The organism is Ensifer sp. NM-2 (genome assembly GCF_003024455.1).
Classification (GTDB): domain Bacteria; phylum Pseudomonadota; class Alphaproteobacteria; order Rhizobiales; family Rhizobiaceae; genus Ensifer; species Ensifer canadensis.
The window spans coordinates 114,909-126,920 of the sequence record NZ_PVZR01000014.1 but is presented as its reverse complement, the minus strand read 5'-3'; the positions used below and the strand labels follow the sequence as shown (position 1 = coordinate 126,920).

At 63.5% G+C, this 12,012-nt stretch carries 10 protein-coding genes; all 10 read left to right on the top strand.

Annotated elements, in window-relative coordinates; all coding sequences use genetic code 11:
* Window positions 1-24 precede the first annotated feature (24 nt).
* The 10 genes from C6558_RS24815 (at window position 25) to C6558_RS24770 (ending at window position 11,997) form a co-directional block, all read left to right on the top strand.
* A complete protein-coding gene (locus C6558_RS24815; protein ID WP_057205874.1) occupies window positions 25-468 on the top strand; it encodes a GNAT family N-acetyltransferase in 444 nt (147 codons plus the stop codon).
* Between the two features lie 41 nt (window positions 469-509).
* The gene (locus C6558_RS24810) at window positions 510-1,865 is read left to right on the top strand and encodes an aspartate aminotransferase family protein (protein ID WP_025429672.1); all 1,356 of its coding nucleotides are present in this window, start codon (window positions 510-512) and stop codon (window positions 1,863-1,865) included.
* A gap of 545 nt (window positions 1,866-2,410) precedes the next feature.
* Complete coding sequence (locus C6558_RS24805) at window positions 2,411-4,039, top strand: ABC transporter substrate-binding protein (protein WP_244494183.1); 1,629 nt, start codon at window positions 2,411-2,413, stop codon at window positions 4,037-4,039.
* A gap of 20 nt (window positions 4,040-4,059) precedes the next feature.
* The gene (locus C6558_RS24800) at window positions 4,060-5,043 is read left to right on the top strand and encodes an ABC transporter permease (RefSeq protein ID WP_025429674.1); all 984 of its coding nucleotides are present in this window, start codon (window positions 4,060-4,062) and stop codon (window positions 5,041-5,043) included.
* Window positions 5,040-5,942 carry an ABC transporter permease gene (locus tag C6558_RS24795; RefSeq protein WP_025429675.1) on the top strand — a complete coding sequence of 301 codons (903 nt, stop codon included), beginning with the start codon at window positions 5,040-5,042 and terminating at the stop codon, window positions 5,940-5,942. The genes C6558_RS24800 and C6558_RS24795 overlap by 4 nt, the downstream gene beginning before the upstream one ends.
* On the top strand, window positions 5,939-6,754 hold the full coding sequence (locus C6558_RS24790; protein ID WP_025429676.1) for an ABC transporter ATP-binding protein: 816 nt from the start codon (window positions 5,939-5,941) through the stop codon (window positions 6,752-6,754). Before C6558_RS24795 ends, C6558_RS24790 begins: the two co-directional genes overlap by 4 nt.
* 5 nt (window positions 6,755-6,759) lie before the next feature.
* The gene (locus tag C6558_RS24785; RefSeq protein ID WP_025429677.1) at window positions 6,760-7,689 is read left to right on the top strand and encodes an ABC transporter ATP-binding protein; all 930 of its coding nucleotides are present in this window, start codon (window positions 6,760-6,762) and stop codon (window positions 7,687-7,689) included.
* A 22-nt stretch (window positions 7,690-7,711) separates the two neighbouring features.
* Window positions 7,712-8,188 (top strand): GNAT family N-acetyltransferase, encoded by a 477-nt coding sequence (locus C6558_RS24780; protein ID WP_025429678.1) that lies wholly within the window; start codon window positions 7,712-7,714, stop codon window positions 8,186-8,188.
* 11 nt (window positions 8,189-8,199) lie between these two features.
* The gene (locus C6558_RS24775) at window positions 8,200-10,230 is read left to right on the top strand and encodes a beta-N-acetylhexosaminidase (RefSeq protein WP_371412294.1); all 2,031 of its coding nucleotides are present in this window, start codon (window positions 8,200-8,202) and stop codon (window positions 10,228-10,230) included.
* A gap of 144 nt (window positions 10,231-10,374) precedes the next feature.
* Window positions 10,375-11,997 (top strand): ABC-F family ATP-binding cassette domain-containing protein, encoded by a 1,623-nt coding sequence (locus tag C6558_RS24770; protein ID WP_057205877.1) that lies wholly within the window; start codon window positions 10,375-10,377, stop codon window positions 11,995-11,997.
* Window positions 11,998-12,012 lie beyond the last annotated feature (15 nt).

Here is a 12,012-nt window from a genome sequence, read left to right as displayed (position 1 = left end):
CCTACCCGAATACGGGGGGATGTCATGGCGGGTGTTACGATCGTTGCGGCCGCTGAGGCCGATAGGTCCGCATGGAACGAGCTTCATGCGGGATTTGCCGCCTTCTACGGGGTTGATCAGACCGACGAGATGCGGGATCGGGTCTGGGGCTGGATCCGCGACGGCCAGCTCGAATGCCGGCTGGCGCTCGATGGCTCGGGTCGCCCGATCGGGTTGACCCATTTTCGCGAATATATCCGGCCGCTGATGGCGGCGCGCGGGGGTTTTCTCGACGATCTCTTCGTTGCGCCCGAGGCGCGCGGCAGCGGCGCAGCACCGGCGCTGATCCGCGCCGTTGCCGATATCGGGCGAGAGCGCGGCTGGTCCGTCATCCGCTGGATCACGCGCGACAACAACTACCGGGCTCGCGGCCTTTATGATCAGCTGGCCACCAGAACGGATTGGCTGACCTATGATATCGCCTTGTAACCACGCACCAGAGTGATCATGCATCAAAACGGGAGACGCCGATGACCGCACAGCCTAATTCCACCGAAGCGCGGGACATGGCCTACCATCTCCATTCCTACACCAATCCGCGCAAGCTGGAGCGGGAAGGGCCGCTGATCATCGACCGCGGCGAGGGCATCCACGTCTTCGACAACAGCGGCAAGCGCTATATCGAGGGCATGGCCGGGCTTTGGAGCGTGGCCGTCGGCTTCGGCGAGAAACGGCTGGTCGAAGCCGCGCGCAGCCAGATGGCGAGGCTACCCTACTATCATACCTTCTCGCAGAAATCGCACGGGCCGGTGGCGGATCTGGCGGAGAAGCTGGTCGGCATGGCGCCGGTGCCGATGTCCAAGGTTTACTTCGCCAACTCCGGATCCGAGGCGAACGATACAGCGATCAAGCTGGTCTGGTATCGCTCCAACGCGCTAGGCAAACCGGAAAAGAAAAAGATCATCTCGCGCATCAAGGGTTACCACGGCGTGACGGCGCTGAGCGCCAGCCTGACGGGCCTCCCCAACAACCATCGATCGTTCGATCTGCCGTTTCCCAACATCCTGCACACGACCTGCCCGCATTATCGCACCGGTGCGGAGCCGGGGCAGGATGAGCTTGCCTTTTCGCGCTGCTGTGCAGAAGAGCTGGAGGCGCTCATCCTCGAGGAGGGGCCGGAGACGATCGCCGCCTTCATCGGCGAGCCGGTTATGGGGGCCGGCGGCGTCATCGTTCCGCCGGAGGGCTATTGGGCGGCCATCCAGGACGTGCTGCGGAAATACGATATCCTGCTGATTGCCGACGAGGTGATCTGCGGTTTCGGGCGCACCGGCAACATGTTCGGATCCGAGACCTTCGGCATGCGGCCGGATATCATGACGCTCTCCAAGCAGCTGTCATCGTCCTATCAGCCGATCGCGGCTCTCATGATCAACGACAACGTCTACGAGCCGATCGCCAATGAGGCAGATCGGATCGGTGCGCTCGGGCATGGATTTACCGCCAGCGGCCATCCGGTCGCCGCTGCAGTCTCGCTCGAAAACCTGGCGATCATCGAGGAGAAGGACCTGGTCGGCAATGTCCGCCGTCTTGCGCCGCATTTCCTCGGTCGGCTCAATGCGCTCGAACGGCATCCGCTGGCTGTCGAAGCGCGCGGCGTCGGCCTCATCGGTGCGCTCGAACTCGAGGCGGCGGATGGGGCGGCCGCAGGCGCAACGGGCGCGCGGGTTGGTGCGATCCTGCAGAGGAACGGCCTGATCTGCCGCAACATCGGCGATTCCATCGCCTTCTGCCCGCCGATGATCATCACCGCCGCCGAGATCGACGAGATGTTCGATATCGTCGAGGCGAGCCTTGAGCAACTCGGTAGGCAGGCGGCGGCATAAGCATCCCGGCATCGGGCCCGCATCATAGTGCGGGCTCACGGTACGCCGGGCTGCGGGCGTCTTCACGACGACGAAATCAGGAACGCCAGAGGCCGCCATGACGTGGCGACCATACCTGTGAGCCATCGCCCTTCGATCAGAACCGATATCCGACGAACAGCGACCCGGTCGGCTGCAGCTCGCGCTCGACAGTCCCGTTTGCCGTACCCCCAAGTCGCTGCAATCGCAGAGATCTTGATGGCTGCGATGCCTTCATTGAGCCGGCTTCCAGCCATTGGCATCCGCGCCGCCGGCGATCGAAGCCTCAGCAATGATGCCTGTCCTCGACCGCTTCTTCATCCTTAGTCGTAGCGAAAAGACGCAGATTGACACGCGTTCAATCCTGGACATATCATTAAGTCAAATTACTTGACTTATTAAATGCGTCATCGAAACCTGGAGGGGAGTTCGTCATGCCGGCAGTCGAGGAAATGCGGTCCAGACCAATTGTAACGGGGACCGGAAACATCATCAGCAGAGTTTCGGCAAGGGTGTTCGGCGGGGTCATGGCCGCGTCATTCGCCATGCTTGCAGCGGGCCAGGCGCAGGCCGAGTCCGTTCTGACCATGCATATCGAAGAGCAGACGAGCTGGGTGCAGAACTTCAACCCGTTCGACCTCGGCGGGCGGCGCCAAAGCACCATGGACTTCGTCTATGAGCCGCTCGTGATCTTCAACGACTATGACAGCGGCAAGCCGGTCTGGCGGCTGGCAACCGGCTACAAGTTTGCCGACGATCTGAAGTCGATCACCTATACGCTGCGCGATGGCGTCAAGTGGTCGGATGGCAAGCCGCTGACATCGGCCGACATGAAATTCACCCTCGAACTGATGCTCAAGAACCCGGCGGTCGACATCGTCGGCGTCGGCGAGAGTGTCGCTTCGGTCGAGGCGGTGTCGCCCACGGAGGTCAAGATCAACCTCAAGGGCGTCGATACACATTTCCCGGAATCGCTCGCCGACTTTCCTGTCGTGCCCGAGCATATCTGGAAGGATGTTGCCGATCCGCTCGCCTTCAAGAACGAGAAGCCTGTTGGTTCCGGCCCGATGACCGAGATCCGCCGCTTCACGCCGCAGGTCTACGAGCAATGCCGCAATCCCAACTACTGGGACGCAGCGACCCTGAAGGTCGATTGCCTGAAACTGCCGCAGATTGCCGGCAATGACCAGATGCTGGCGCTTCTGCCCGAGGGGGGCCTTGACTGGTTCGGCTCGTTCCTGCCGCAGATCGACAAGACCTATGTCGGCCTCGACCCGGAGCACAATGCCTATTGGCAGCCACCGGCCGAAACGGTTTCCTTCCAGATGAACCTCAAGTCGGCCAATGCCGGCAACGCCGAAGCCTTCAACGACATGACCTTCCGCCGCGCCTTCAGCCTGGCGATGGATCGCGTTTCCATGGTCGACATTGCCGGCTTCGGCTATCCCGTCGTCAATGCGCATGCGAGCGGCCTGCCGCCTCGCTTTGATAGCTGGCGCAACAAGGCGGCCGAGGGCGCCCAGGACGAATGGCTCGCCTACGACATCGACAGGGCCAACAAGCTGCTCGACGATGCCGGCTACAAGAAGGACGGCGAAGGGTTCCGCACGACGCCGAGCGGCAAACCCATCACCTTCCCGATCATCGTCCCCAACGGCTGGACCGACTGGATCGATGCGGTCCAGATCGCCACCGAAGGCCTGCGCAAGATCGGGATCAATGCTTCGGTGGCCACGCCCGAATACGAGCAATGGCAGAAGCAGATCCTCGACGGCTCATTCGAGGCCGTGATGAATTCGCGCGCCGACGGGCCGACCCCCTTCCGCGGCTATTTCCAATCGCTGTCGACCGCCTTCGGCGGACGGATCACCAGCGCGCCTTCGCGCTACTCCAATCCGGAACTCGACAAGGTGTTTGACGCATATCGCCGGGCGACGACGGACGAGGACCGCAAGAAGCTGTTCGACCAGGTGCAGCTGATCGTTGCCGACAATCTGCCCGTCGTTCCCGTCTTCAACGGTCCGACCTGGTACCAGTTCTCGACCAAGCGCTTCACCGGATGGGTCTCGAAGGAAGAGCCCGCGATGAACCCCGAGGATCACGACAACAACCGCATGCGGTTGATGCATCTGTTGCGGCTGAAGCCGGCCGAATAGGCTCAGGGAAGGGCTGACTGATGCGACTTCCTCGCCGACGGCTTGCCGTCTACTGCGTCGCGTTCCTGTTTGCGATCGTGATGAACTTTGCGGTTCCCCGGTTGATGCCGGGTAGCCCCGTCGACAGCATGATCGCCCAGCTCGGACCGCGGGCAACGCCCGCGGCGATCGAGGCGATCAAGGCGCGGTTCGGCGCCATCGAACAGCCGATGTGGCAACAGTTCGTCGACTACATAGTCGGGCTGGCGCATTTCGATCTCGGCGTATCGGTGAAGTACTACCCGCAAACGGTGCTCGAGGTTCTCGGGCGGTCGGCCGGCTGGACGGCGTTCCTGGTGGTAACCGCAATCGTCTTTTCGCTGTCGATCGGGGTCTCGCTTGGAGCCTTGGCAGCCTGGCGTCGCGGCGGCCGGTTCGACAGCTTCGTCTCGCCGTTCTCGGTGGTGATGATCGCTGTGCCGCCCGTGATCATCGCGCTGGCGACGCTGTTCATCTTCGGCGTCACCCTTCGCCTGCTGCCGGTCGGCTATGCCTACGATCCGAGCCTCGATCCGGGGTTCAATTTCACTTACTTCGGCAGTGTCTTTCTGCATGCGATCATGCCGGTGCTGACGCTCTCTCCCTACCTGATCGGCGAGTTCCAGACGACCATGCGCTCCAGCATGATCTCCGTGCTCGGCGAGGATTATGTCACCATGGGTCGCGCCAAGGGGCTGTCCGAATCCGCTGTCATGTTCGGCTATGCCGCCCGCAATGCCATGCTGCCGGTGCTGACCAACCTCGCGCTGATGCTCGGCGCCGTGTTCGGCGGATCGATCGTGACCGAAATCGTCTTCAATTATCCCGGCCTCGGCCTCACGCTCTATACCGCCAGCGTCGCGCGCGACTATCCCGTCATCCAGGGGCAGCTGCTGTTAATGACGATGGCCACGCTCGGGGCAAACCTGCTTGTCGACATTCTCTACGGCGTCGTCGACCCGCGTATCCGGGAGGGGCGCGCATGACCTCGGGTCTTACATTGTTATGGCGGCAGAAGAAGGCCGTTGCCGGTCTCGCCATCATCGTCGCGCTTTGCCTGATGGCGCTTCTGGCGCCGCTGATCGCCCCCGGCGATCCCGGCGAACGGGTCGGGCGCTCGCATCAGCCGCCAACGGTCGAGCATGTCTTCGGCACCACCAAGATGGGGCGCGACGTCTATTCCCAATTCGTCTGGGGTGCACGTCCGTCGCTCGCCGTCGGTTTTGCGACCGGCCTTGCGATCACAGCACTCGGCACGATCGTCGGGCTGGTGGCCGGCTATTTCGGCGGGCGCACCGATGCCACGCTCGATCTCGCGACCAACGCCGTGCTGGTCATTCCCAACATACCGCTGCTGATCCTGCTCGCGTCCTTCGCCGGCACGGTCGGGCCGCTGGCGATCATGGCGATCATCGCGCTCACCTCCTGGCCTTGGGGCGCCCGCATGACCCGCTCGCAGACTTTGGCGCTGCGCAACCGCGAATTCGTCGTTGCCGCCCGCATGGTCGGCGAGCCGCACTGGCGGGTGATCTTTGTCGAGATCCTGCCCAACCTCGTGCCGTTGATCGGCATCAACGTCGTCGGCAGCATCATCTACGCCATCGTCGCCCAGACGACGCTCGAATATCTCGGCTTCGGCGATCCGCTGCGCGTCACCTGGGGCACGATGCTCTACAACGCCCAGAACTCGTCGGCGATCATCATCGGCGCCTGGTGGGATATCGGTGCGCCGGCGGCCGGCATCGCGCTGGTCGGGCTCGGCCTCGCGCTTCTCAATTTCACTTTCGACGAGATTGCCAATCCGCAGCTTCGTTCCGGCCCTGCGCTCAGCCGTTGGCTGCGGCTCAACAGGCGGCGTAACCGCGCGCTGGAGGTGGGACGATGAGCGAGCCGCTGCTGCAGGTCCGCAATCTCGATGTCGATTACCTGCTCGACGACGGCGCCTTTCGTGCGGTCAGGAACGTTTCCTTCGACATCAACCGCGGTGAGCTGTTCGGACTTGCCGGCGAGTCCGGTTGCGGCAAGAGCACGATTGCCTACGCGATCACCCGCCTGTCGAAACCGCCGGCCTGGGTGGCCGGCGGCGAAATCCTGCTCGAGGGCCGCAACCTGCTGCAGATGCCGGAGACGGCCTTGCAGGACGTACGCTGGCGGCGCATCGGCATGGTGTTCCAAAGCGCGATGAACTCGCTCAACCCGCTGATGCGGGTCGAGGCGCAGTTCCATGACGTGCTGCACCGGCACACCGGCGCGACCCGGGCACAATCACGGGCGCGGGCCGAGGAGATGTTTCGCCTGGTCGGCATCCCGGCCAGCCGGCTCGATGACTATCCGCACCAGTTCAGCGGCGGCATGCGACAGCGCATCGTCATTGCCATCTGCCTTGCGCTCCGGCCCCAGTTGATCATCATGGACGAGCCGACGACGGCGCTCGATGTGGTGGTGCAGCGCGAAATCCTGGAGCAGGTCGTTGATCTTCAGAGCACCCATGGCTTCTCTGTCCTGTTCATCACCCACGACCTGCATCTGATGGCGCAGCTCTGCCATCGCATCGGTGTGATGCTGAAAGGCGAACTGGTCGAGGTCGGCGACGTCCGTCAGATCAGCCGTGCGCCGGCTCACGACTATACCCGCAAGCTCTGGGGCGCCATTCCGCAGCTGCCTGCTTCCGTCAAGAGAGTGGGGGCCGTAGAATGAACGTCATGCCCGTTGCTTCCCCTCTTGCGCCCGTGCCGACGGACGCCATCGTCCAGCTCGATGCGATCACCCGCAGCTTTGGTCACGTCGAGGCGCTGCGCGGTATCTCGCTGGCGTTGAGACCGGGGCGGGCGCTGGCGCTGGTTGGCGAATCCGGCTGCGGCAAGACGACATGCGCCCGCATCATTGCGCGCATGGACGCCCCGACGGCGGGGTCGATGCAATTTCGTGGCCGCGATATCACCGCCACCGGTAGTGCGGCTGCAGAGAAGGCCTATCGCCGCGCGGTGCAGATGGTGTTTCAGGACCCATTCGCCTCACTCAACCCGGTGTTCACGGTCTATCATCATCTGGCAAGACCGCTCGCCCTTCACGGGCATGCCAGGGGCAGGGCGCAATTGCGCGAAGCGGTCGACACGCTCTTGAGCGATGTCGGCCTCGATCCCGGCTTGACCGCACACAAGTTTCCGCACGCGCTTTCCGGCGGACAGCGCCAGCGCGTCAACATCGCCCGGGCGCTTGCGGTTCGGCCCGACGTTCTGGTTGCCGACGAGCCGACATCGATGCTCGACGTCTCGATCCGCCTCGACATCCTCGAACTCTTGGCCGGCATCAAGCGCGATCGCGATCTCGCCATGCTCTACATCACCCACGATATCGCCACCGCCGCGCATATTGCCGAAGACGTCGTCGTCATGTTTGCGGGCCAGATGGTCGAGTGGGGCGCGACGGAAGCCGTGATCGGTGATGCGCGCCACCCCTATACGCAGCTGCTGCTCTCCGCCGTGCCCGACCCGGATCGCCCGTTCGTGCCCGGCGCCAGCGCCCGCTTTCTCGGTCACGCCGAAGAGGTTCGCCGCATCAGCCGGCCGGTCTCGAGCGTGGTCGAACAGGTCGGTCCCAACCACTTCGTGCGCGCACTCGGCGTCGCCTAATTCCAACATCACAGGTTTGCTCATGGATTATCTCGTCAATCTGTCTCTGCTTCGCCCAAAGCCCGACCTCGACCAGCGGATGGATGCGGCAGGGGTGACGATCAGGCGTGCCCTGGCACCCGAGTTCGAGCTGGTGATCGCGTGGGTCCGGGAAAAATTCGGATCGGGCTGGGCCGGCGAGACCGCCGTCGCGCTCACCCGCCAGCCGCCAACCTGCCTTCTCGCCACGCGTGATGGAAAGCTCATCGGCTTTGCCTGTCACGAGGCGATCGCGCGCGGGTTCTTCGGCCCGACCGGCGTCGATGAAGCAGCACGCGGCGAAGGAATAGGCCACGCGTTGCTGCTTGCTTCTTTGCTCGATTTGAAGACGATGGGCTACGCCTATGCCATCATCGGCGATGTTGGTCCGTCGGCGTTTTACGAGCGGACCGTCGGCGCCATGCCAATCCCGAATTCCGCGCCCGGCATTTATGCCGGCATGCTCAAGATCGACGACTAACCCTTCTGGAGATGATGATGACGATCGCTACGAAACCGGTATTCCGTCTGGAAACGCTCTGGACGCCGGCAAAGACGGACACCCCAGCGGTTTATTCGCTGACACTGACGAACGCCTCCGATCGCCCGCTTCGGGATTTTCGACTTTGCGTTTCGGGACCTGCACGCATCGACCCTGCCGCCGCCGTCGAAGGCGGAGAGTTGTTGAGCCGGCTTTCCAACTATTCCGAGTTCGCGCCGCCGGCTGACCTGGTGCTTCAGCCGGGAAGCGTGTGGATCGTGAAGGCGCACGGTATGAGCTTCGAGCCGCAGCACTGGACCGACGGAGCCAACTCCGCCTATCTCGTCCTTGCCGACGGCAGCACCGCGCCGATCTCGGTCGTGCCGTCGCGCGCCCACGGCGACAACGCCGAGCTGAAACGTGGCGCGGTCATCTATCCCGTGCCAAAGGTAGCACCGGTTGCCGTTTCGGTCGTGCCCTGGCCGCAGGACGTATCCGTCTCCGGCCGCCTGACGCCGCCATCAGGGCTCGACCTTGCGCCGGAAGGGGCAGAAGCCGAAGCCGCAGCACGCGCATTTGCCGAGCTGACGGGGAGCCTGTTTCCGGTCGAAGGACTTGTTCGGCCGGTAGCGGAAGGCGGCCTTCCGGCCGCGCTATCGCTTTCGGGCGACCTTGCGGAGGAAGCCTATGTCATCCGCTTCTCGCTAGCTGGCGTCGCTGTGACCGGCGGCACGCGCACCGGTCTCCTCTATGGCCTGATCACGCTCGGGCAGATCCTGCGGGGTGCTAAGCTTCATCCCGGCACATTCCTGTTTCCGGCAGGCGGCGAGATTCGGGACGAGCCGGCGCTCGGCTGGCGCGGCACGCATCTCGACGTTGCCCGCCAGTTCTACAGCACCGCCGAGGTCTCGCGGTTCCTGCGGCTGATGGCCTGGAACAAGCTCAACCGCTTCCACTGGCACCTCTCGGACGACGAGGCCTGGCGGATCGAGATCGACGCCTATCCGGCGCTGACCGAGGTCGGTGCCTGGCGCGGCCATGGCCGCAAGATCCCGCCGTTGCTCGGCTCCGGCCCGCAGGTGACGGGCGGTTACTACACCAAGGCAGCCATTCGCGAGATCGTTGCATTGGCGGAAACCTTGGGGATCGAGGTGATGCCGGAGATCGACGTGCCCGGACACTCCTTCGCGATGCTGCAGGCCATTCCGGAGCTGCGCGATCCCAACGAAGCCGGCAGCTATTATTCCGTGCAGGGCTTCCCGGACAATTGCCTCAACCCGGCGCGCGAAGAAACCTATCGTGTGCTCGAAGTCGTCTTCGACGAACTGATCGAACTCTTCCCGTCGAAGATCATCCATGTCGGTGCCGATGAGGTGCCGCTCGGCGCCTGGTCGGGCTCGCCAGAGGCACTTGAGCGGTTGCGGGCGGTGGCTGGCGAAGAGGTGGCGACGACCCACGCCAAGCGGCTCAATGTCGTCACCAACACCCACGGGGCCGACGAGATCGACGGATCGGGTGCCGCCGTGCTGCAGGCGGAGTTCCTGGCGCGCGTCCAGGGGTTCCTCGCAAGCCGTGGCTGCGTTACCGGCGGCTGGCAGGAGGCGGCCCATGGCAACGTCATCGACAAGCAGAAGTCGCTGCTCTTCGGCTGGCGAACGGTCGAAGCCAATGCCGAGCTTGCCGGCGAAGGCTACGACATCGTCGTTTGCCCGGGACAGGTCTACTATCTCGACATGGCCAACAGCCCGGCCTGGTCAGAGCCCGGCGGCAGCTGGGCCGGCTGGTCGGACCCGGAAAAACTCTACCTGTTCGACCCGATCGAAGGCTGGACCGATAGCCAGAAAAAGCATCTGCGCGGACTGCAGTGCTGCATCTGGTCGGAGCCGATGACCGATCGCGGTGTGTTCGATCGCCTGGTGTTCCCGCGGCTGTCGGCGCTGGCCGAAACCGGCTGGACCCGTCCGGAGCGCAAGAATTTCAAACGCTTCGAGGCGCTGGTCGGGCTGATGCCGGTTCTCTACGGCTTTTACTCTGACCAGTAATCCTGTGGCTGAACGGGGGTGTCAAAGCCGTTTGATGCCCCGTTTCCCGTGCGTTTTTGGGTGGGCAGACGTCGCGAATCAACGTTTGCGGCGCGACTGCCACCCGTGACATAAGGGCGCCGCAACGTTTCGGGCCCCTAAAATATGATTCGTATCGAGAATATCAGCAAGCAGCTCAGCCACCGGATCCTCTTCATCGAGGCATCCGCGGCGCTCAACAAGGGCGAGAAGGTCGGCCTCGTCGGCCCCAACGGCGCGGGCAAGACGTCGCTCTTCCGAATGATCACCGGAGAAGAGATGCCGGACGAAGGCCAGGTCGCCGTCGATAAGGGCGTGACGATCGGCTATTTCAACCAGGATGTCGGCGAGATGTCGGGGGGCAGCGCCGTTGCCGAGGTGATGAACGGTGCCGGGCCGGTGAGCACGGTTGCCGCCGAGCTGCACGCGCTTGAAGCCGCCATGGTCGACCCCGACCGTCTCGACGAGATGGATGCGATCATCGAGCGCTACGGTGAGGTGCAGGCACGCTACGAAGAACTCGACGGCTACGCGCTGGAAGGCCGTGCACGGGAAGTGCTGGCGGGCCTCAGCTTCTCCCAGGAGATGATGGACGGCGACGTCGGCGCGCTTTCTGGCGGTTGGAAGATGCGCGTCGCGCTCGCCCGCATTCTGCTCATGCGCCCTGACGTGATGCTGCTCGACGAACCGAGCAACCACCTGGATCTGGAAAGCCTGATCTGGCTTGAGGCCTTCCTCAAGGGCTACGAAGGCGCGCTGCTGATGACCTCGCACGATCGCGAGTTCATGAACCGGATCATCACCAAGGTGATCGAGATCGATGGCGGCTCGCTCAACAGCTATTCCGGCGACTATGCCTTCTACGAGCAGCAGCGGGCGCAGAACGAAAAGCACCAGCTGGCGCAGTTCGAGCGCCAACAGGCGATGCTCGCCAAGGAGATCAAGTTTATCGAGCGCTTCAAGGCGCGCGCCTCGCATGCAGCCCAGGTGCAGAGCCGGGTCAAGAAGCTCGAAAAGATCGACCGGGTCGAACCGCCCAAGCGCCGTCAGACCGTGACGTTCGAGTTCCGGCCGGCGCCGCGCTCAGGCGAAGACGTGGTCAACCTCAAGAACGTGCACAAGAAATATGGCGAGCGCAGCATCTATGAGGGCCTTGATTTCATGGTGCGCCGTCGTGAGCGCTGGTGCATCATGGGCATCAACGGCGCCGGCAAGTCCACGCTTCTGAAGCTGGTGACCGGCTCGACCGATCCGGATGAGGGCAGTGTGGCGCTCGGCGCCAGTGTCAAGATGGGCTATTTCGCCCAGCACGCCATGGATCTGCTCGATGGCGAGCGCACGGTCTTCCAGTCGCTGGAAGATGCATTCCCGCAGGCAGGGCAAGGTCCGCTCAGGGCGCTGGCCGGTTGCTTCGGCTTTTCAGGCGACGACGTCGAGAAGAGATGCCGGGTGCTTTCTGGCGGCGAGAAGGCACGATTGGTGATGGCGATGATGCTGTTCGATCCGCCGAACCTGCTGGTGCTCGACGAGCCCACCAACCACCTCGATCTCGACACCAAGGAAATGCTGATCAAGGCGTTGGCGCAGTACGAGGGTACGATGCTGTTCGTCTCGCACGACCGCCATTTCCTGGCGGCGCTGTCGAACCGCGTGCTGGAGCTGACGCCGGACGGCGTGCATCAATATGGCGGCGGTTACACCGAATATGTCGCCCGCACCGGCCAGGAAGCGCCGGGTCTGCGCAGCTAAAATCAATCGGTCGCG